This window comes from Bradyrhizobium sp. USDA 241, assembly GCF_049739505.1.
Taxonomy (GTDB): domain Bacteria; phylum Pseudomonadota; class Alphaproteobacteria; order Rhizobiales; family Xanthobacteraceae; genus Bradyrhizobium; species Bradyrhizobium liaoningense.
Genome location: NZ_JBMGPZ010000004.1, coordinates 418,068 through 436,960 on the forward strand (window position 1 = coordinate 418,068; position 18,893 = coordinate 436,960).

18 protein-coding genes and 2 pseudogenes are annotated in these 18,893 nt (G+C 64.9%); 10 read left to right on the forward strand and 10 right to left on the reverse strand.

Annotation, left to right across the window (positions count from 1 at the left end):
* The first annotated feature begins 90 nt into the window (after positions 1–90).
* The 3 genes and pseudogenes from ABIF91_RS11655 to ABIF91_RS11665 all read left to right on the forward strand — a co-directional run.
* Entirely contained in the window at positions 91–951 is an 861-nt protein-coding gene (locus ABIF91_RS11655; RefSeq protein ID WP_424579163.1) for a tyrosine-type recombinase/integrase, read from the forward strand.
* Complete coding sequence (locus ABIF91_RS11660; RefSeq protein WP_424579164.1) at positions 951–2,177, forward strand: IS91 family transposase; 1,227 nt, start codon at positions 951–953, stop codon at positions 2,175–2,177. The genes ABIF91_RS11655 and ABIF91_RS11660 overlap by 1 nt, the downstream gene beginning before the upstream one ends.
* A gap of 414 nt (positions 2,178–2,591) precedes the next feature.
* Positions 2,592–3,283: pseudogene (locus ABIF91_RS11665) on the forward strand (IS5 family transposase); the annotation flags it as partial.
* 78 nt (positions 3,284–3,361) lie between these two features.
* On the opposite strand, the gene ABIF91_RS11670 reads toward ABIF91_RS11665, so the two are convergent.
* On the reverse strand, positions 3,362–3,919 hold the full coding sequence (locus ABIF91_RS11670; RefSeq protein ID WP_028179203.1) for a carboxymuconolactone decarboxylase family protein: 558 nt from the start codon (positions 3,917–3,919) through the stop codon (positions 3,362–3,364).
* Between the two features lie 71 nt (positions 3,920–3,990).
* Here ABIF91_RS11670 and ABIF91_RS11675 point away from each other — a divergent pair, with 71 nt between their 5' ends.
* On the forward strand, positions 3,991–4,317 hold the full coding sequence (locus tag ABIF91_RS11675; RefSeq protein WP_028179202.1) for a winged helix-turn-helix transcriptional regulator: 327 nt from the start codon (positions 3,991–3,993) through the stop codon (positions 4,315–4,317).
* Between the two features lie 219 nt (positions 4,318–4,536).
* Here the strand turns inward: ABIF91_RS11675 and ABIF91_RS11680 are convergent, their stop codons facing one another.
* The 4 genes from ABIF91_RS11680 to hemH all read right to left on the reverse strand — a co-directional run bounded on the left by ABIF91_RS11680 (position 4,537) and on the right by hemH (position 8,282).
* The gene (locus ABIF91_RS11680; protein ID WP_028179201.1) at positions 4,537–4,980 is read right to left on the reverse strand and encodes an NfeD family protein; all 444 of its coding nucleotides are present in this window, start codon (positions 4,978–4,980) and stop codon (positions 4,537–4,539) included.
* Positions 4,981–5,034: 54 nt separating this feature from the next.
* Positions 5,035–6,030: an SPFH domain-containing protein gene (locus ABIF91_RS11685; RefSeq protein WP_028179200.1), complete on the reverse strand. Its 996-nt coding sequence runs from the start codon at positions 6,028–6,030 to the stop codon at positions 5,035–5,037.
* Between the two features lie 226 nt (positions 6,031–6,256).
* Positions 6,257–7,234 (reverse strand): ABC transporter substrate-binding protein, encoded by a 978-nt coding sequence (locus tag ABIF91_RS11690; RefSeq protein ID WP_028179199.1) that lies wholly within the window; start codon positions 7,232–7,234, stop codon positions 6,257–6,259.
* A gap of 10 nt (positions 7,235–7,244) precedes the next feature.
* Positions 7,245–8,282: a ferrochelatase gene (gene hemH / locus ABIF91_RS11695; protein ID WP_424579165.1), complete on the reverse strand. Its 1,038-nt coding sequence runs from the start codon at positions 8,280–8,282 to the stop codon at positions 7,245–7,247.
* 83 nt (positions 8,283–8,365) lie between these two features.
* Here hemH and ABIF91_RS11700 point away from each other — a divergent pair.
* Positions 8,366–8,764: pseudogene (locus ABIF91_RS11700) on the forward strand (MAPEG family protein).
* Positions 8,765–8,805: 41 nt separating this feature from the next.
* Here the strand turns inward: ABIF91_RS11700 and ABIF91_RS11705 are convergent.
* From ABIF91_RS11705 to ABIF91_RS11715, 3 genes are read right to left on the reverse strand one after another with little or no spacing between them, the layout of a single operon-like run.
* Entirely contained in the window at positions 8,806–9,930 is a 1,125-nt protein-coding gene (locus ABIF91_RS11705; RefSeq protein ID WP_028179196.1) for a nickel/cobalt transporter, read from the reverse strand.
* On the reverse strand, positions 9,927–10,565 hold the full coding sequence (locus ABIF91_RS11710) for a DUF1007 family protein (protein WP_028179195.1): 639 nt from the start codon (positions 10,563–10,565) through the stop codon (positions 9,927–9,929). Before ABIF91_RS11710 ends, ABIF91_RS11705 begins: the two co-directional genes overlap by 4 nt.
* Entirely contained in the window at positions 10,565–12,646 is a 2,082-nt protein-coding gene (locus tag ABIF91_RS11715) for a M3 family metallopeptidase (protein WP_028179194.1), read from the reverse strand. Before ABIF91_RS11715 ends, ABIF91_RS11710 begins: the two co-directional genes overlap by 1 nt.
* 136 nt (positions 12,647–12,782) lie before the next feature.
* Here ABIF91_RS11715 and ABIF91_RS11720 point away from each other — a divergent pair, with 136 nt between their 5' ends.
* The 5 genes from ABIF91_RS11720 (at position 12,783) to ABIF91_RS11740 (ending at position 17,610) form a co-directional block, all read left to right on the forward strand.
* The gene (locus ABIF91_RS11720) at positions 12,783–13,037 is read left to right on the forward strand and encodes a hypothetical protein (RefSeq protein WP_028179193.1); all 255 of its coding nucleotides are present in this window, start codon (positions 12,783–12,785) and stop codon (positions 13,035–13,037) included.
* Between the two features lie 671 nt (positions 13,038–13,708).
* Positions 13,709–14,851: a type III PLP-dependent enzyme gene (locus ABIF91_RS11725; protein ID WP_028179192.1), complete on the forward strand. Its 1,143-nt coding sequence runs from the start codon at positions 13,709–13,711 to the stop codon at positions 14,849–14,851.
* A 130-nt stretch (positions 14,852–14,981) separates the two neighbouring features.
* Positions 14,982–15,569 carry a GNAT family N-acetyltransferase gene (locus ABIF91_RS11730; protein WP_028179191.1) on the forward strand — a complete coding sequence of 196 codons (588 nt, stop codon included), beginning with the start codon at positions 14,982–14,984 and terminating at the stop codon, positions 15,567–15,569.
* Positions 15,570–15,711: 142 nt separating this feature from the next.
* Entirely contained in the window at positions 15,712–16,101 is a 390-nt protein-coding gene (locus ABIF91_RS11735) for a RidA family protein (RefSeq protein WP_028179190.1), read from the forward strand.
* A gap of 66 nt (positions 16,102–16,167) precedes the next feature.
* Complete coding sequence (locus tag ABIF91_RS11740) at positions 16,168–17,610, forward strand: homospermidine synthase (protein ID WP_028179189.1); 1,443 nt, start codon at positions 16,168–16,170, stop codon at positions 17,608–17,610.
* A 116-nt stretch (positions 17,611–17,726) separates the two neighbouring features.
* Here ABIF91_RS11740 and ABIF91_RS11745 read toward each other — a convergent pair whose 3' ends face one another.
* Positions 17,727–18,059: a hypothetical protein gene (locus ABIF91_RS11745; RefSeq protein WP_028179188.1), complete on the reverse strand. Its 333-nt coding sequence runs from the start codon at positions 18,057–18,059 to the stop codon at positions 17,727–17,729.
* Between the two features lie 101 nt (positions 18,060–18,160).
* Complete coding sequence (locus tag ABIF91_RS11750; RefSeq protein WP_028179187.1) at positions 18,161–18,877, reverse strand: MgtC/SapB family protein; 717 nt, start codon at positions 18,875–18,877, stop codon at positions 18,161–18,163.
* Positions 18,878–18,893: the final 16 nt, after the last annotated feature.

Genomic DNA, 18,893 nt, shown 5'->3' on the forward strand with positions numbered 1-18,893 from the left:
GCCGCGGCGTGAGGGGCAAGGTGGCGTAGATCGCCTCCTGGCTGAGAGGATGTGGGTGTTAGAGCCCACCCCCTCAGACAGGAGTATGAGATGGCCGATTTGAGCCCTCTTCGCCGCCGCATGATCGAAGACATGACCGTCCGCAATCTGTCGCCGGCGACGCAACGATCCTACATCAGCGCGGTTTCGAAGTTCAGCCGCTATTTTGGCCGATCGCCTGACCGGTTAGAGCTGGAAGACGTCCGCGCCTTCCAGATGCATCTGGTCTCGACCGGCATCTCATGGCCGGCGCTGAACCAGATCGTCTGTGCGCTACGGTTTTTCTACGGCGTCACGCTCGGCGAGGCACTGATCCCGGAGCGCATTCCCTATGCGCGAGAACCGCGCAAGCTGCCGGTCGTGCTCAGCGCCGACGAAGTGGTTCAGTTCCTCGAGGCCGTGTCCAGCCTGAAGAGCCGCGCCGCGCTCACCACGGCCTATGCGGCCGGACTCAGGGCCTCCGAAGTCGCGGGACTGCGGATCGAAGACATCGACAGCGCCCGCGGCGTCATCCAGGTGCGCCACGGCAAGGGGGCGAAGGACCGCAACGTGATGCTGTCGCCCCAGCTGCTGGGTATCCTGCGCACGTACTGGCGGCTCGCCCGGCCGCGGCTTTATCTGTTCCCTGGTCGTGACGAAGATCATCCGATCGATCAGACCGTGTTGCACGCCGCCTGTCGGTCTGCGGTGAAGGCTGCGGGCCTGACCAAGCGCGTCACGCTCCACACGCTGCGCCACAGCTTCGCGACGCATCTTCTCGAGAACGGAACCGATATCCGGATCATCCAGGTCTTGCTCGGGCACAATAATTTGTCGTCGACAGCGCGCTACACGCAGGTCGCCACCGATACGATCCGGGCGACGCAGAGCCCGCTCGATCGCCTGTCGCTGGCCGCGGCGGGATGCGGGTGATGATCCGCCCCGACAGCCGCTGCAACAGGCCCGCCATCGAGATCGCCGATATTCTGCGCCGGCATGGCGACACCTATCGCCGTGTACATGCCGGTCATCTCGGTCGGGTCGAGCGGCGCGTGATGAGCGCGATCGTGGCGTGCCGGACCGAGGCGCTCGGCGGCCACATGGAGGCTTGCGACGACTGCGGCATGACGCGGATCGCCTATAATTCCTGTCGCAACCGGCACTGTCCGAAGTGTCAGGGGCCAGCCCGAGCCGCGTGGCTCGCCGCGCGAGAAGCCGACCTGCTGCCGGTTCCCTATTTCCACATCGTCTTCACACTGCCGGCTCCGATCGCCGCGATCGCCTTTCAGAACAAGGCCATCGTTTATGCGATCCTGTTCAAAGCCGCCGCCGAGGCAATGTCGACGCTCGCCGCCAATCCACGCCGGCTCGGCGCCGGGATCGGCGTCGTCGCCGTCCTCCACACCTGGGGGCAGGCGCTGACGCACCATCCCCACGTCCACTGCGTCGTGCCGGGCGGCGGCCTCTCGCCCGATAGCGCGCACTGGATCGCCAGCCGACCAAACTTCTTCCTGGCCGTCAAACCGCTCGCCCGGCTGTTCAGACGCCTGTTCCTCGAACGTCTGACCGCCGCCTTCGACGCCGGCACCCTGAACTTCTTCGGCGATCTCGCATCCCTGGCCGAGCCTGCCGCCTTCGCAGCTCACCTCGTCGCTATGCGGCGCATCAGCTGGGTCGTCTACGCCAAACGGCCGTTCGGCGGCCCCGCGCAGGTGCTGGCCTATCTCGGCCGCTATACCCATCGCGTTGCAATCGCCAACAGCCGGCTCGTCGCCCTCGACGAGGATCACGTCGCCTTTACCTGGAAGGACTACCGCCAGAATGGCGCGACAAAGATCATGAAGCTCAAGCCCGACGAGTTCATCCGCCGCTTCCTTCTTCACACGCTGCCCGATGGCTTCCATCGCATCCGCCACTTCGGCTTCATGGCCAACGGCCATCGCGCTGCCAAACTTGCTCTTTGCCGCAAACTTCTCGATCGTGAGCGGACACCGCCAAACGATGGCGAGCCGTCGCCTGTGGATTCGGACGCTCTGACGTGGGCCAAGGCTCCCGCCTGCCCTGATTGTGGTGGCGTCATGCGCATCATCGAGCGCTTTCGACACAGCTTCAGCTGTTCCGGCGCTCCCACCCAATCGTACCGGTGCGACACATCGTGAGCCAACTTATACCGTGCACGAAGATCGTCATTCGTCATTATGATCCCATCGTCTCGATCATCGCAGACGCTGCCGAATCCGTGCGGCCAAACAGCGCGATGGAAATTGTTCGATGCAGCGGGCCATCGATCGCTACAGCCGGTAAAATGCTCTCTGTCTCAAGTTGCCGCCATTGCGCAACCAAAACGTCGCCGCGTCAGCTCCGCAGTCTGCCGATAGCAACCCGCGATCTCAAACTATCCCCATAGCCGCACCACCGTGCATATTCTCCCGCGGCTTCGTTCAATCCGGCTTCAATGAGGTCGCGTTACAAGCGCTTGCCGCGCCCTCGCGTGAGCGCGACCTCACAGAACCCTCCAGATTCCATCTGGAATTGGACTGTGATTCAAGCTTCTCAGCGGAAGGGAGGCTTGAATGGCAAAGCAGGTCTACTGGCTCAGCGATGCGGAATGGCGGCGGATTGAGCCGTTGTTGCCACGAGGGCGCAAGGGAGCGCATCGGGTCGATGATAGACGCGTGATCAGCGGCATTATGCACATGCTGAAATCTGGTTCGCGCTGGCGCGATTGCCCGGAAGTCTACGGCCCCTACACGACGGTCTACAACCGCTTCAACCGCTGGAGCCGACAGGGGATTTGGACGGATATTTTTTACGCCCTGACCGGATCGACCGGCATGTACGGATCGATGTCGGTGGATTCCAGCTACATCAAAGCCCATCGCTCCGCGGCCGGCGCAAAGGGGGGGCCTTCAACAATGCGATCGGCCGCTCACGCGGCGGGCAGACCACCAAAATCCACGCGCTGACCGACGATATCGGCCGTCCGCTTGCCTTCTTGATTACCCCTGGCAACACCCACGACTTGGTCGGTGCACGCGGTTTGATCAGCATGGTTCGTACCCCGCGCCGTCTGTTGGCTGATCGTGCCTACGATGCCAGGAGCTTGCGCGACGAACTGGCCGCACGCCGCATCAAGGCTGTGATCCCGCCAAATCCGACCCGCAAGCATCCGCATCGCTACGATAAGACCGCTTACAAAGGGCGCAACGTCATCGAGCGTATGTTCTGCCGTCTCAAGGACTTCCGCCGGATCGCAACCCGATACGACAAGCGTGCAGACATCTTCCTGTCTGCAATCCTTCTGGCCGCTGCGATCACTTGGTGGATCAATTGAGTCCGGACCCTAGAGCGGCGCTGGAAACCGCGCCGCGTTCTCCTCCAGAGGCAGTCGCAGCCCGTTCGCCAGATACGACACGGTGCGATAGAAGCCGCACAGGAGCATGATCTCCAGGATCTGTGCCTCGTCGTGATGCGCCGAGAGTGCGACGAATTCCTCGTCGCTCAACGTCGCGCGGTGATGCAGCGCGTCGACGGCTGCGATCAGCGCCTGCTCGCCCGGTGACCAGAATGTTGATGCTGCGTCGCCCTGCACCGTCGCACGCACTTCATCCTTGGTGAGCTTTGCCGGTCCGGCAAAGATCGCGACATGCACGCCCCATTCGTATTCGCATCTGTTCAGTGCGCAGGTGCGGTCGATGACGATCTCGCGCTGGCGCAAGGAGAGCGGGCCGGGATCGAGCAGGCCGCCGGCGCGAAACTTGTCCCAGGCGCGGCCGTGGCCCGCCAGCACCCGGAACAGCACCAGCGGCGGCGCGCCGCGCATGATGCGGTCGAACTGCGCCTGGATCTCCGGGGGATAAGGTGGCGTGAGCGGGGCGATGCGCGGTGCGGCTTCGGACATGGGCCGGTTCCTGTGCTACATTTATAGTAGCAGCACGCTACATTATTTGTAGCACGACGCAAGAGGCGACGATGGCGAAACAGGCTGGCTCGAAGACACGCAGCGTCCGCGGCTCGCGCACCGGGCGGCCGATCATGGCGTTGCTCGACCTGCTCGGCCGGCGCTGGACCTTGCGGATATTATGGGAGTTGCGCGAAGAGTCGCTCACCTCGCGCGCGCTGCGCAGCGCCTGCGACGAGGCCTCGCCTACGGTGCTGCAAGCGCGGATGACCGAACTGCGCGAGGCTGGGTTCGTGGAGCTGGGCGACGGCGGAGGCTATGGGCTGACGGCGCTGGGGCGGGACTTATGCGAAACGTTCATGCCGCTGCACAAATTTGCGGAGAGGTGGAAGAAGTAGAGCTTTCTCCTACCCTCCCCTGGAGGGCGGGGGAATCGCATGTGCACATTTTGCAGAGGTCGTCATGCCCGGGCTTGTCCCGGGCATCCACGTTCTTGTGCTGCGTGGAAACGCGTGGATGGCCGGGACAAGCCCGGCCATGACGCTGTAGAAACAGTCGGTGCCCCACAACTCACACCTCACATGCGATGGCCCTGCCCTCCAGGGGAGAGTAAGAAGCTACGCGACAGCGACGGTCAGGTTCGCACCGTCAACCTGCACCACCTTGACCCGCGTCCCGGCCGGCGTATCCGGACCGGCAACGCGCCACACCGTGTCGCCGATACGCATGGTGCCGCTGCCGTCGATGATCGGCTTCTCCAGCGTGAACTCGCGCCCGAGCAGCGCTTCGCTGCGCTTGTTGAGGAAGGGGCTCACGCTCGCGTCCGGCCTGGGCCGGGCGAGGCGGCGCCACACCGGCACGGCGGCCGCGGCGAAGACCGCGAACATCACGAGCTGGAGCTGCCATGACACCACGACCGCGAACGAGATCAGCCCGACCAGCAGCGCGGCGAGCCCGAGCCAGAACAGGAAGATGCCCGGCGCCAGCACCTCCAGCGCCATCAGGAGAAAGCCGAGAATCAGCCAGTTCCAGGTGCCGAGCGAGACGAACATGTCGGTCATGACACGACCTCTATCAATTGGCGCATGTCCTCATCGGAAGGCCATGCGCTATCACTATCCCTGCCGCGGCGGCACCGCCGGCGGCGTGTTGCCAGTCATCGGCACCGAGCCACGGCGGGCGGCCGCGGACACCGCGCCTTCGCCGAATGTTGCCTTCGCAATCTCGCCGATGCCGGCGAGCGAGCCCAGCATGCTCATCGCTTCGACCGGAAGCATGATCACCTTCTGGTTCGGCGAGTCCGCCAGCTGCCCGAACGCCTTGATATACTTGTCGGCGATGAAATAGTTCAATGCGGCGACGTCGCCCTTGGAAATCGCTTCGCTCACCATCTGAGTGGCCTTCGCCTCGGCCTCCGCTGAACGTTCGCGTGCCTCGGCGTCGCGGAACGCCGCTTCCTTGCGGCCTTCCGCCTGGAGGATCTGGCCCTGCTTGGCGCCCTCGGCGCGCAGGATTTCCGACTGGCGTTGGCCTTCGGCCGCCAGAATGTCGGCACGCTTGACGCGCTCGGCCTTCATCTGCCGGCCCATGGCCTCGACGAGGTCGGCCGGCGGCACGATGTCCTTGATCTCGATGCGGTTGACCTTGAGACCCCAGGGCGAGACCGCGGCATCGACCACGCGGAGCAGGCGCTCGTTGATCTCGTCGCGATGCGACAGCACCTGGTCGAGGTCCATCGAGCCCATCACCGACCGGATGTTGGTCATGGTGAGGACCGTGATGCCCTGGTTGAGATTGGCGACCTCGTAGCTCGCCTTTGCGGCATCGAACACCTGGTAGAAGGCGACGCCGTCCACCGTCACGGTGGCGTTGTCCTTGGTGATCACCTCCTGCTCTGGAATGTCGATCACCTGCTCCATCATGTTGATCTTGCGCCCGACGCGATCGAAATAGGGCACGATCAGATTGAGGCCGGGGCTCAGCGTCTGCGTGTATTTGCCGAACCGCTCGATGGTCCAGTCATAGCCCTGCGGCACCGTCTTCACGCCGGCCACCAGCGTGACGATGACGAGCAACACCAGAACAATAGCGAAAATGTCGAAACCGCTCATATCTCCTCCAAGCCGGGAAAACCCCTTTCCGGCGCTGTCATTGGTCGGCATCACGATCCTACCGGTTCAGCGGTCGCGCGTAACGTCGATATGGGTGCGATTCTGCACAAGTGGCGCGGAGAGGGAATGCTCGCGATATGTATTTGCGGCAGGCTCTTGAAAGCGAGCGGCGCCCACCTACCGACAGATATTAACGCATCCGGCCTGCCGTCCGCGGCGGGCGGCGTCATTCGATGACGTCGTTCGCGATTGCCAGGAGGCCCGCAGAAAGCGTGACACCAAGCTCTTTGGCCGCCTTCAGGTTGATCGTCAGCTCGAACTTGGTCGGGTTCTGGACCGGCAGATCGGCCGCCTGCGCACCCCTGAGGATGCGGTCGATGTAGTCCGCCGCGCGCCGGAGCTGCTCGGCGCTGTCGGTGCTGTAGGACATCAGCCCGCCCTCGTCGACGAAGGTGCGGCTCCAGAATACCGCGGGCACGCGCGCCTGTGCGATCGCCGAGAGCAGTTGCGCGCGGTTGGCCATGGTGAAGAAGTCCGGCAGGACCAGGATGGCGCCGTCTTTGCGCGAAGCCAGCGCCTCGATCGAGGCGGCGTCATGGACCGGCGCGGGCTCGACCGTCACGTGCAGCGTCCGTGCGGCATCCTCGATGGTGCGCAGCATCAGGGGCGCGAACGGCGCAGTGGCGGGATTGTAGACGACGAGCACGCGGCGGACGGGCGGCGTGACCTGGGTCAGCATCTCCAGCCATTTGCCGGCGAGCGGACCATCATAGTCGGTGAAGCCGGTGATGTTGCCGCCGGGATGCGCGAGATTTTCGACAAAACCCTGACTGACGGGATCGGTGACGACGGCGAACACGATCGGGATCGTCGTGGTACGCCGGCGCAGCTCCTCCACCGAGGGCGTGCCGACCGCGAGCATGATGTCGGGCTTGAGCGCGATCAGCTCGTCCGCAAGCTGCGCGATGCGGGCGCGGTCGCCGCCGCCGCTGCGCCAGGCGATCTTGAGGTTGTCGCGCTCCTTCCAGCCAAGGCCGGCGAGCGCCTCGACCAGGATCGTGCTGCGGGCCTGCCCGATCGCGTCATCGGCGGCCGTGACCGAGAGCACGCCGAGCCGCCGGGTCGCGTGCGGCGGCTGCCCCAATACCGGGGCCGGCAGCGCCACGATCATCCCGAGAAGCGCCAGGCACTCACGGCGGTTCATGGGGCGCCCATCAGATCCAGCCCTGAAGCTCGCGCAGCACCAGGGTGCGGATCACGTCCATGCCTGATACGCTATCGTTGAGACACGGGATCGCGGAAAACTGCTCGCCGCCATTGTGCTTGAAGATCTCGGCGTTCTCCTGCGCGATCTCCTCCAGCGTCTCCAGACAGTCGGCGGAAAAGCCCGGCGTCACCACCGCGATGCGGCGCACGCCTTCCTTGGCGAGCCGCTCCATGGTCTTGTCGGTGTAGGGCTGGAGCCACTCGTCATTGCCGAAGCGCGACTGGAAGGTCAGCAGCAGCTTTGTCTTGTCCATGCCGAGCCGGCGGCGCAGCGCCTGCGTCGTGGCAATGCAGTGCTGCTGGTAGGGATCGCCCTTCTCGACATAGGATTTGGGCATGCCGTGGAAGGACGCCACGATCAGCTCCGGCTTGAACGACAGCGTCGCCAGATGCGCCTCGATCGAGGTCGCGAGCGCCTCGATATAGGCCGCGTCGTCATAATAGGGCGGCGTCACCCGCAGCGTCGGCTGGTTACGCAAGCGGGCCAGCACGCGGAACACTTCGTCGCAGACGGTCGCCGAGGTCGAGGCGGAATATTGCGGATAGAGCGGCACGGCGAGAATGCGCTCGCACCCTTTCGCGATCAGCGTGTCGATGCCCGCTTTGATCGAGGGATTGCCGTAGCGCATCGCCCAGTCGACAACGACGTGGTCGCGGCCCGACAAGGCTGCTGCGAGCTTGTCGCTTTGCGAGCGCGTGATGGTCTTCAGCGGCGACTCGTTCCGCTCGGTGTTCCAGATCTTCTGGTAGTCCAACGCCTTGGTGCGGGGACGGCTGCGCAAGATGATCCCGTTCAGCACCAGCTTCCAGATCAGGCCCTGGTCCTCGATGACGCGGGCGTCACTGAGGAACTCCTTGAGGTAGACCCGGACGCCCGGCGCATCGGCGGTGTCGGGCGTTCCGAGATTGACCAGGAGCACGCCAACGCGCGGCAAGGCGGATCGGGTGGCCGGTCTCGTGGTCTCGATGGGGACGACACTGGTCATGGCTCTGTGGGTCGCGCGTTGGTCCGAACTTGTCAAGATGAGCCGGGGTTCGCTAGGGTCGCACCCAAGCGGGGGGAGGCAAGATGACGCTCGCGGAATGGTGCGTATTCGGAGCGCTGCTGCTGTATCTGGCGACGATCGCCTCGGTCAAATGAATCAGGTTCCGCCGCTTCGACAATTCCCGGCCGCGCGATCCCGCGTTCTATGAGGACGCCCTCTCGCAACGCGCTCTGGGCGCGCACCAGAACGGCATCGAGACCTTTCCGTTCTTCGCCTTCGCGGTGCTGCTTGCCGAATACCGGGACTCCCCGCAGCGCCTGATCGACGAGCTCGCGGCGCTGTTCCTGATCGTGCGCCTCGCCTATGTGCTGACTTATCTCGGCAACCGCCCGACCCTGCGCTCGATCCTCTGGAGCATCGGCTTTGCGATCAATCTCGCGATCTTCTTCATGCCGGCCTTGAAGCGGTTCCTGCCGGTGTGAGCTTCTCTTCTTCCTTCTCCCTTGTGGGAGAGGGGAAGAATTCAGAAACACGTCGTCCGTTCGGCGGCGATGTAGCCGAACAACAGGCCGACGCCGAACAGCAGCACGAGGCCGGCGGCGCCGAATTCGATGCCGCGCATGAAGAGGGCACCGCCGCCGTCGCGCCCGGCGCTGAGGCGGGCGGCGATGTCCTTGGCGGAGACGGCGACGATCGCGATGGCCGCGACCGTGATCGCGGTGCCGAGACCCATCAGGAAGGTTGCGGCGACGCCAGCCCAGAACAGGCCCTGCGCCAGCGCAAACACCAGGACCAGGATCGCGCCCGAGCAGGGACGGATGCCGACGGTCAGGATCGCAGCGAACCCGCGCCGCCAGCCACCGGGCCCGGCCAGCTCGCCGGGAGTGGGGCCGTGGGAATGGCCGCAATGCTCGTCATGGACGTGACCATGCCCGTGGTCATGATGAGCGTGGCTGTGGCCATGGTGGTGATCCTGCCCGTGATCGTGGTCACGATGAGCATGGACATCACGATGATGGTGATGATCGTGATCATGATGGTGCGGCACGCCCGCAATCGCCGGCACCGGCTGGGCGGCCTGAAGCGCGCGGATGAAGGTGCCGCCCTTGACCCAAACCAGGCGCAGGCCGAACAGCGCGATCAGGGCGTAGCTCGCGATCTCGATCACCCCTTCCGCCTTGCACATGGTCTTTGCGGTCGCATTCAGGATCCAGGCCGAAATGCCGACGATGAGGATCGCCACCAGCGACTGCATCAGGGCCGAGGCAAAGGACAGCGCAATGCCGCGCCGCGCGGTCTCGCGGTTGGCGACCAGGTATGAGGCGATCACCGCCTTGCCGTGGCCGGGACCGGCGGCGTGAAAGATGCCATAGGCAAACGAGATGAACAGCAGCGTCCACACCGCCGAGCCGTCCGACTTCGCGGCCCTGATGGTCGCCGACATCTGCCGATAGAATTCCGACTGCTTTGCCAGCAGCCAGCCGATGACGCCGCCGGCCTCAGGCTGGGCCGCCTGCGCCGGTCGCGGCGCGCCGAACGGATTTTGCGCGAGCAGATCATGGAGCGCGGCATCGGCCACGGCCGCGACAAGCAGAACGGCGGTGCAGGCGAGCAGCCCGCGCGCAAGCGGAGAGAGTTGCGGCTTCAAGGGCAATCCACCGTGATCTTGTTGGCGAACATCATGCCGAAATTCGAGTTCTCGCCGTTCAGGAAGGTCTGCTCGTTCAGCTTCTGCGCGCTCGCGGTGCCGTCGTTCGGTCGCTCCAGCTTCATCTGGCAGCCCGCGGGCGCACCGACCAGCTTGACCGGATTGTCCTTGGCCATCTGGAAGTCGATGAAGAAGGAGCGGTCGAACACTTCGAGCACCAATTGCCTAGGCTTGACCGGGTTCTTCAGCGGCAGCGTGAAGTGCAGGGTCAGCACCGTGTCCTTGTAGTCGAGGAAGTAGTCGACCGGCTCCTGGAATCTTTCCTTCTTGCCGTCGGCTCGCGCAAAGGTGAAGTAGGCATATTCCTTCAGCGACTCGACATTGGTCTGCGCCAGCGGCGTCAGCTCCTCGCGCGTATAGGCGCCCTTGGTCTTGCTCTCGAGTCCCTGCACCGCATAGGCCGAGAACATGTCGTCGAAGGTCCAGGCATGGCGCACGCCGGTGATGCTGCCGTCCGCCGCGTAGAGCAGCTCGCTGGTCGCGGTGATCCAGACATGCGGATGCGCCTGCGCCGCTCCCGCCGCAAGCGTGAGGATGGCGGCGAGCAGCCATCCGTAAAGAGTGCGCATCTCCATCAGGCCGCCTTTGCGTCGTCGAGCAGGCCGCGGCGGCGGAGCAGCGCGTCGGGCTCGGGCGGGCGGCCGCGGAAGGCCTCGTAGGCAGATTCGGGATCGACCGATCCGCCGCGCGAATAGATGTCGTCGTGCAGGCGTTTTGCCACGGCAGGATCGAAGATGTCCCCGGCCTCCTCGAAGGCGCCGAAGGCATCGGCGTCCATCACCTCCGACCACATGTAGCTGTAATAGCCCGCGGCATAATGATCGCCGGTGAAGATGTGGCCGAACTGCGTGGGCCGGTGCCGCAGCGCGATCTCCTCGGGCATGCCGATCTTCTCCAGCTCGCGTCTCTCGAAGGCGCGGACATCCTGCGCGGCGGCGGCCGGCTGGGTGTGGAATTCGAGGTCGACCAGCGCCGAGGAGACGAACTCGACCGTGGCGAAGCCCTGGTTGAATTTTCGCGCGGCAAGGAACCGTTGCAGCAGCTCGTCCGGCAGCGGCTCGCCGGTCTGGTAATGGCGGGCGAACTTTTGCAGCACCTCGGGCCGTTCCTGCCAGTGCTCGTAGAGCTGGGAGGGCAGCTCGACGAAGTCGGTGAACACGGAGGTGCCCGACAGCGAGGGGTAGGTCACGTTGGAGAGCATGCCGTGCAGGCCGTGGCCGAACTCGTGGAACAGGGTGCGGGCATCGTCGGGCGACAGCAGCGAAGGCTCGCCGCCGGCCCCCTTGGCAAAATTGCAGATGTTGAGAACGAGCGGCGCGACTTCGCCGTCGAGCTTCTGCTGGTCGCGCAGCGAGGTCATCCAGGCGCCGGAGCGCTTGGACGGCCGGGCGAAGTAGTCCCCATAGAACAGCGCCTTGTGCTTGCCGTCCCTGCCCTTCATCTCCCAGACCCGGACGTCCGGGTGCCAGACCGGAACATCCTTGCGCTCCTCGAAGGTAACGCCGAACAGGCGCGTGGCGCAGTCGAATGCGGCGGCAATCATGTTGTCGAGCGCAAGATAAGGCTTGATCGCGGCGTCGTCGAAATTGGCGCGCTGAAGGCGCAGCTTCTCGGCATAGAAGCGCCAGTCCCAGGGCGCGAGCTTGAAATTACCGCCCTCTTCCGTGATCAGCACCTGCATCTCGTCGCGGTCCGCGAGCGCGCGGGCCCGCGCCGGCTTCCACACCCGCTCCAACAGGCTCCGCACCGCATCCGGCGTCTTGGCCATGGAGTCCTCGAGCCGGTAGGCGGCGTAGGTCGGGTAGCCCAGGAGCTTGGCGCTCTCCTCGCGCAGCTTCAGGATCTCGACGATGGTCGCGTTGTTGTCGTTGGCATTGCCGTTGTCGCCGCGCGCGATGAAGGCCTTGTAGACCTTCTCGCGGAGGTCACGCCGCGCCGAGCTCTTCAGGAACTGCTCGACCGAGGAGCGCGACAGCGTGACGATGGCCTTGCCTTCCATGCCGCGCTCTTCTGCCGCGGCCTTGGCGCTGGCGACAAAGCTCTCCGGCAGGCCCTGGCGGTCGGCCTCCGCCAACTCCATGAACCACTCCTGCTCGTCCCCGAGCAGATGGTGGCTGAAGCCGGTGCCGAGCTGGGCCAGCCTCTCGTTGATCTCGGCCATCCGCGCCTTGGCCTCCTCCGAAAGACCGGCGCCGGAGCGGTGGAAGCGGGTGTAGGTGCGCTCGAGCAGGCGAAGCTGCTCGGGCGTGAGCCCAAGATCGGCGCGGTTCTCGTGCAGCTGGGCGATGCGGCCGAACAGCACGGCGTTCATCATGATCGGATTCCAGTGCCGCGCCATCCGCAAGGAGACCTCCTTGTCGATCTCCAGGATGGCCGGGTTGGAATGCGCCGAGACGAGGTCGTAGAAGACCGCCGCGACCTTGCTCAGCAGCTTGCCCGAGCGCTCCAGCGCCGTGATGGTGTTGGCGAAGTCGGGCACCGCCGGATCGTTGATGATCGCCGCGATCTCGGCGGAGTGGTCGGCGAAGGCCTGCTCGAACGCCGGAAGGAAGTGCTCCGGCTCGATCTCGTCGAAGGGCGGGGTCGCAAATGGCGTCGTCCAGGCCTTCAGCAGCGGGTTGGTCTCGGCGTCCGTAGTTTGGCGGGTTTCTGACATCACAAGTCCCGAATTCGTGGCTCGATTGTTGCGGCCAGCTATAGCACGCGATGGGGCTTTTTTGGGCCATTTGCCCTTGCTCCCGGCCGCCTTTTCGGGGAGATTGCGCCCCTTCGAAGCTACGGATCCTGAGCTCATGAACGCGCCTTCTTCATCTTCCCGTCAGATCGCCTGGCCGAGCGTCATCACCGTCATCAGCGCCGCCATCCTGATCGGCGCCGAGGTGTTCGGCGCGGCCTTTGCCGGCGGCTGGGCGCTCGCGATCCTGTTCGGGCTCGGCGACCAGGGCGCCCACATCCTCCAGGCCGTGCTGTTCGCACTCGGCGTGCTGGTGATGACCGCGTTCATCCGCGGAGCGCAGCGCGTCGAGCCGTTCACGAAGCGCGGCTGACGCTCACGCGCGACAGACGCGCGCGCTGCACGATGAAGCTTAACGCGCGTTCATCTTCCGCGTCGCTCGCGCAACACTGCGCAAGCAGATGTTAGGCAATTCGGTTGCCAGCCTAAAAAAATTCTTGCGAAGCAGAGTCAAAACGCTTATGTGCGGATTTGCCCAATTTCGCACGTGCCTGTGGTCGTGTGTCAGTCGGTAGGTATCCGGACAAGAGGCCGGACAGCCGCCAAGGGGTGAAGAAGCCGAGGGGCTCTTCGGAAGTGCAGAAGTCGGAAGACCGAAGGTCGGACGACAGAGCAAACCCGGAGCGCCCAGCATCTCTCTCAAAGAGGTGCCATGTCGAAGGTGACTTTACTCTTTGCAACCGTGACTGGCAGCCGGAGGCGAACCGGCGCACCCCGCTCTCAACGGGGGACGCGACTTAAAGCAACGACGGATCGGGCTTTTTTGGTCTCTACCGGCAGTCCAACGCCGGCGCGGGCTACTGAAAAGGCTTGTCCTTCATTGCCAGGTGTGCGGGCGGGAACACTCCCAACCAATCCACGGCAGCACAGTCTGGTTTGAGTCTCGTGGCTTCGTCGCGCCTCCATCGCGCGATCCGGCCAGAGCACTCTTATCCGGCGTCATGTTTTGAACGGGCCCGTCGCTGGGCCGTTTGGGAGAGTGCCATGACCGAACGTATCCAGGAATTCCTGCGCAACCGCCGCAAGGATGGCCTCGACACCGAGCCGTGCCTCGTCGTCGACCTCGAGGTCGTGCGCGACAACTACCAGAGCTTTGCCAAGGCGCTGCCGGACAGCCGCGTGTTCTACGCCGTCAAGGCGAACCCGGCGCCGGAAGTGCTGGCCCTGCTCGCCTCCATGGGCTCCTGCTTCGACACCGCGACCGTCGCCGAGATCGAGATGGCGCTGGCCTCGGGTGCGACGCCCGACCGCATCTCCTTCGGCAACACGATCAAGAAGGAGCGCGACATCGCGCGCGCCTTCGCGCTCGGCATCCGGCTGTTCGCCGTGGACTGCGCCGCCGAGGTCGAGAAGGTCGCCCGTGCCGCCCCCGGCGCGAAGGTGTTCTGCCGCATCCTCTATGACTGCGCCGGCGCCGAGTGGCCGCTGTCGCGCAAGTTCGGCTGCGACCCGGAGATGGCTGTCGAGGTGCTCGATCTCGCCAAGCGCCGGGGGCTGGAGCCGTGCGGCATCTCGTTCCATGTCGGCTCGCAGCAGCGCAAGGTGAAGGCGTGGGACCGCGCGCTGGCGATGGCCTCGCAGGTGTTCCGCGACTGCGCCGAGCGCGGCATCAACCTGTCCATGGTCAACATGGGCGGCGGCTTCCCGACCAGGTACCTGAAGGACGTGCCGCCGGTGGTGACCTACGGCCGCTCGATCTTCCGCGCGCTCCGCAAGCACTTCGGCAACCAGATCCCGGAGACCATCATCGAGCCGGGCCGCGGCATGGTGGGCAACGCCGGCATCATCGAATCCGAGGTCGTGCTCATCTCGAAGAAGAGCGACGAGGACGAGGTCCGCTGGGTCTACCTGGACATCGGCAAGTTCGGCGGTCTTGCCGAGACCATGGACGAGTCGATCCGCTACGCCATCCGCACCCGTCACGACGGCGCGGACATGACGCCGTGCGTGCTCGCAGGTCCGACCTGCGACAGCGCCGACGTGCTGTACGAGAAGAACCCGTATCCGCTTCCCGTCACGCTCGAGATCGGCGACAAGGTGCTGATCGAAGGCACCGGGGCCTATACGTCGACCTACTCGTCGGTGGCGTTCAACGGTATCCCGCCGCTGAAGACGTACCACATCTGATCCGCCTCCCTGTCTGAGGCCTGACGAACCCGGGAGCCGGTCCGCCGGCTCCCTTCCTGACATTGCCATTCTGACGACGCGCGAATCCGCGTGCCCCTGACGCACGGATTCGAGCGAGGACTGACGTGCCATGACTGCTCCTCGGAAGCCACAGATCGCCCTCTCTTCGAAAGCCGCTCCGTTCGCGATCCGCAACGAGCGCGCTGCCGACGTCGCGACGCGTGAAGCGCTGCTCGATGCCTGCTTTGGCGAGACCCGCCACGGCCGCACCTGCCAGCGCCTGCGCGACGGGCGCGCACCTGCCGCCGGCCTCGCGCTGGCCGCCGTGCGCGAGGGCAAGCTCGTGGGAACCGTGCGGCTGTGGCATGTCAGCGCCGGAGGCAGGCCCGCTCTGGTCCTCGGACCGCTGGCGGTCGACCCTGCCTGCCGCGAGCTCGGGATTGGCGCCGCGCTGATGCATCAAGCGCTGGCCGCCGCCCGGGCGCGCGGGCATGCCGCCCTGATCCTGCTCGGCGACGCGCCCTATTACGTCCGCTTCGGCTTCTCGGCGGAGAAGACCGGCGAGCTCTCGCTGCCCGGCCCGTTCGAGCGCGACCGCCTGCTGGCGGTCGAATTCACCGATGGTGCGCTCGATGGCGCGGAAGGGATGATCGTCCCGACCGGCGCGGCCCTGCCCAAACGGAGGGCGGTTCGCGCCCTCCAGGCGCACGCGGCCTGAGAGATCGCCTTTATAGCGAAGAGCGAAGTAGTACTGAGCGGCAGCGCACGGCCGTGCCTGCGCTGGCTTCCTTTGGGGTTGCGCAGGCGCGAGAAACGCCCTTTAACCCCGCGAAACACCGCATCCGTCGAGGCCCATGACCATGTCCCGTCGCCTGATCTCCACCGGCTCGCCCCTCGAGAAGACCGTCGGCTACAGCCGCGCTGTGATCGACGGCGAGTTCGCCTTCGTCGCGGGAACGACCGGCTATGACTACACGACGATGACGATGCCGGCCGATGCCACGAGCCAGTCACGCAACTGCTTCAAGACCATCGAAGCCGCCCTGAAGGAGGGTGGATTCGAGATGGCCGATATCGTTCGTGCGACCTACTACGTCACCGACGCCAGCTACATCGATGACCACTTCGCCGTCTGCGGCGAGGTTCTCGGCGACATCAGGCCGGCTGCGACGTTGCTTGTCGTCACCGCCCTCGCCAAGCCCGAGATGAAGGTCGAGATCGAAGTCACCGCCAAGCGCCGCAGCATCTGACAAGCGCCGCAGCGCCTGATCCACCCCACCCTTTTGTCTGCCAGCACTTTCCGGAGAAACCATCCCATGAGCCCCGCTTCGCAGATCTACGCGAAGATCACCGGTCCCATCGTCATGGTCGGCTTCGGCTCCATCGGCAAAGGCACATTGCCGTTGATCGAACGGCATCTCGACTACGACAAGTCGCGCATCACCGTGGTCGATCCCAAGGACGAGGGCCGCAAGGCGCTTTGCGAGAAGCACAATGTCAGGTTCATCCAGAAGGGCCTGACCAAGGACAATTATCGCGAGGTGCTGACCCCGCTGCTCACCGAGGGCGGCGGCCAGGGCTTTTGCGTCAATCTGTCGGTCGATACCGGCTCGACCGACATCATGGAGCTCTGCAACGAGCTCGGCGCTCTCTACATCGACACCGTCAACGAGCCCTGGCTCGGCTTCTATTTCGATCCTTCGAAGGGGCCCGAAGCGCGCTCCAACTACGCCCTGCGCGAAACCACCCTGGCCGCCAAGAAGGCGCGCCCGGCGGGCTCGACGACGGCCGTCTCCTGCTGCGGCGCCAACCCTGGCATGGTCTCCTTCTTCGTCAAGCAGGCGCTGCTCAATGTCGCCGCTGATCTGAAGCTCAATGCTCCCAGGCCGAAGACCAAGGCGGAGTGGGCGGATCTGATGCGACAGGCCGGCATCAAGGGCATCCACATCGCCGAGCGCGACACCCAGCGTTCCAAGACGCCGAAGGAGCCCGATGTCTTCGTCAACACCTGGTCGGTGGAAGGCTTCCTGTCGGAAGGCATGCAGCCGTCCGAACTCGGTTGGGGCACCCACGAGAAATGGATGCCCGAGAATGCACATGGCCACGAAGCCGGCTGCGGCGCCGCCATCTACCTGATGCAGCCCGGCGCCAACACGCGCGTGCGCACCTGGTGCCCGACCCGCGGCGCGCAATATGGCTTCCTCGTCACCCACAACGAGTCGATCTCGATCGCGGATTACTTCACCGTGCGCGATGCAGCCGGCACGGCGGTCTATCGGCCGACCTGCCACTACGCCTACCATCCGGCTGATGATGCCGTGCTATCGCTGCATGAAATGTTCGGCCGCGCCGGGAAGATGCAGGAAAAGCACCACATCCTCGACGAGAACGAGATCGTCGACGGCATCGACGAACTCGGCGTGCTGCTGTTCGGCCATGACAAGAACGCCTACTGGTTCGGCTCGCAGCTCTCGATCGAAGAGACCCGCAAGCTCGCGCCCTATCAGAACGCCACCGGCCTGCAAGTGACCTCCGCCGTGCTCGGCGGCATGGTGTGGGCGCTGGAGAACCCGAACGAAGGCATCGTCGAAGCCGACGAGATGGATTTCGATCGCCTGCTCGAAATACAGATGCCCTATCTTGGCCCCGTGAAGGGCTTCTACACCGACTGGACGCCGCTGACTGATCGTCCTGGACTGTTTCCTGAAGACATCGACACCAGCGATCCCTGGCAGTTCCGGAACGTTCTGGTGCGGTGACAACCAAGCCGCCATGCCTGGGCTCGTCCCGGGCACTCACGAACCAACTTCGTGCGGCTCCAAGAACGTGGATGGCCGGGACAAGCCCGGCCATGACGCTGCACTGCGAGCTTCTTCTACTTCTCCTTGATCGGCGGCGCGATCTTCTCGGCCGGCGCCGGCGGCAAGGCCGGCTTGGTGGCAGCACCCTGCGTCTGGGAATCCGGTCGCGCGGGCTCAGGGGCCGGCGTGGTCGGCCGGTCACCGCCGGGCTTCGACTCCGCGGGCGTCCTGTTCTGATCGTCGGGCGGAGTGCCCTGGAGCGGTTGCGTCGCCTGGGCCAGCTCCATCCGGCTTTCGGCGCGGATTTGCGCGAGGGATATCACCGACACCACGACGCCTGCTGCGAACAACGCGCCGGCAATTGTCAGATCGAGCTTCAGTCTGCGCTTCTCACCTTGGCCGGGCATATCGATCACCGCCTTTGTCCGCGGAATCAACGAAACCGAGGCCCGCCGGTTCCAGGGCCGAAGAAGCGGGAACCCGCCCCTTGCGCGCCAAAACGCCGCGCTCAATCGGTCGTGCTGACCTCCCAAGTGGCGTGGCGCACGCCCGGCAAATGCTGGAGATCTGTCGCCACCGCGTTCAGCTCGTTCGGATCGACCGCGGTCGCAACCAGCCGTGCGGCGATCTCGAGAACGTCCTCGCCGATTTCGGCCACGTCGATATCGGCCACCGAATATTTCGCGGCCTCAAGCTTCTCGACGAGCCGGTCGCGCATATCCGGAAGAGCGTCTGCCGCAACCGCAAGCTTGAAGTAATAGGTCGCCTCCGAGGTCTTCTCGTTCATGGGAATGCGATTGATGGCATTGACCAGCGGGCGCAGCATGGTGTTGCCGGCGATGACGAAGACTGTCAGCGCGGCCGCCTGCGCAATCATGTCGGCACCGGCGCAGGAGCCCACTGCGGCCGACGCCCATAGTGTCGCCGCGGTGTTGAGCCCCCGCACGTCCATGCCCTGCTTCATGATGACGCCGGCGCCCAGGAAGCCGATGCCGGAGACGACATAGGCGATCACCCGCACCGCGCCATCGGCGCCGTCCAGCTGCATGGCGAGATCGACGAAGGCGGCCGCGCCGACCGCGACCAGCACGTTGGTGCGCAAGCCCGCGGTGCGCTGGCGGTACTGCCGCTCGGCGCCGATCAGCGTTCCCAGCACGAAGGCCGTGGTCAGGCTGATCAGCGTGTCGCCGAAGTCGGCAAGCTGGAAGGTCGTCAGAAACCGCATGGCCACCTATACGGCC

What these genes read in the sequence shown, in the direction of transcription:
- ABIF91_RS11750 (WP_028179187.1), bottom strand. Translation starts at nt 18,877, where the DNA reads ATGCGGTTTCTGACGACCTTCCAGCTTGCCGACTTCGGCGACACGCTG.
- ABIF91_RS11660 (WP_424579164.1), top strand. Translation starts at nt 951, where the DNA reads ATGATCCGCCCCGACAGCCGCTGCAACAGGCCCGCCATCGAGATCGCC.
- ABIF91_RS11740 (WP_028179189.1), top strand. Translation starts at nt 16,168, where the DNA reads ATGAGCCCCGCTTCGCAGATCTACGCGAAGATCACCGGTCCCATCGTC.
- ABIF91_RS11745 (WP_028179188.1), bottom strand. Translation starts at nt 18,059, where the DNA reads ATGCCCGGCCAAGGTGAGAAGCGCAGACTGAAGCTCGATCTGACAATT.
- ABIF91_RS11715 (WP_028179194.1), bottom strand. Translation starts at nt 12,646, where the DNA reads ATGTCAGAAACCCGCCAAACTACGGACGCCGAGACCAACCCGCTGCTG.
- hemH (WP_424579165.1), bottom strand. Translation starts at nt 8,282, where the DNA reads ATGACCAGTGTCGTCCCCATCGAGACCACGAGACCGGCCACCCGATCC.
- ABIF91_RS11725 (WP_028179192.1), top strand. Translation starts at nt 13,709, where the DNA reads ATGACCGAACGTATCCAGGAATTCCTGCGCAACCGCCGCAAGGATGGC.
- ABIF91_RS11655 (WP_424579163.1), top strand. Translation starts at nt 91, where the DNA reads ATGGCCGATTTGAGCCCTCTTCGCCGCCGCATGATCGAAGACATGACC.
- ABIF91_RS11690 (WP_028179199.1), bottom strand. Translation starts at nt 7,234, where the DNA reads ATGAACCGCCGTGAGTGCCTGGCGCTTCTCGGGATGATCGTGGCGCTG.
- ABIF91_RS11735 (WP_028179190.1), top strand. Translation starts at nt 15,712, where the DNA reads ATGTCCCGTCGCCTGATCTCCACCGGCTCGCCCCTCGAGAAGACCGTC.
- ABIF91_RS11710 (WP_028179195.1), bottom strand. Translation starts at nt 10,565, where the DNA reads ATGGAGATGCGCACTCTTTACGGATGGCTGCTCGCCGCCATCCTCACG.
- ABIF91_RS11685 (WP_028179200.1), bottom strand. Translation starts at nt 6,030, where the DNA reads ATGAGCGGTTTCGACATTTTCGCTATTGTTCTGGTGTTGCTCGTCATC.
- ABIF91_RS11720 (WP_028179193.1), top strand. Translation starts at nt 12,783, where the DNA reads ATGAACGCGCCTTCTTCATCTTCCCGTCAGATCGCCTGGCCGAGCGTC.
- ABIF91_RS11670 (WP_028179203.1), bottom strand. Translation starts at nt 3,919, where the DNA reads ATGTCCGAAGCCGCACCGCGCATCGCCCCGCTCACGCCACCTTATCCC.
- ABIF91_RS11730 (WP_028179191.1), top strand. Translation starts at nt 14,982, where the DNA reads ATGACTGCTCCTCGGAAGCCACAGATCGCCCTCTCTTCGAAAGCCGCT.
- ABIF91_RS11675 (WP_028179202.1), top strand. Translation starts at nt 3,991, where the DNA reads ATGGCGAAACAGGCTGGCTCGAAGACACGCAGCGTCCGCGGCTCGCGC.
- ABIF91_RS11680 (WP_028179201.1), bottom strand. Translation starts at nt 4,980, where the DNA reads ATGACCGACATGTTCGTCTCGCTCGGCACCTGGAACTGGCTGATTCTC.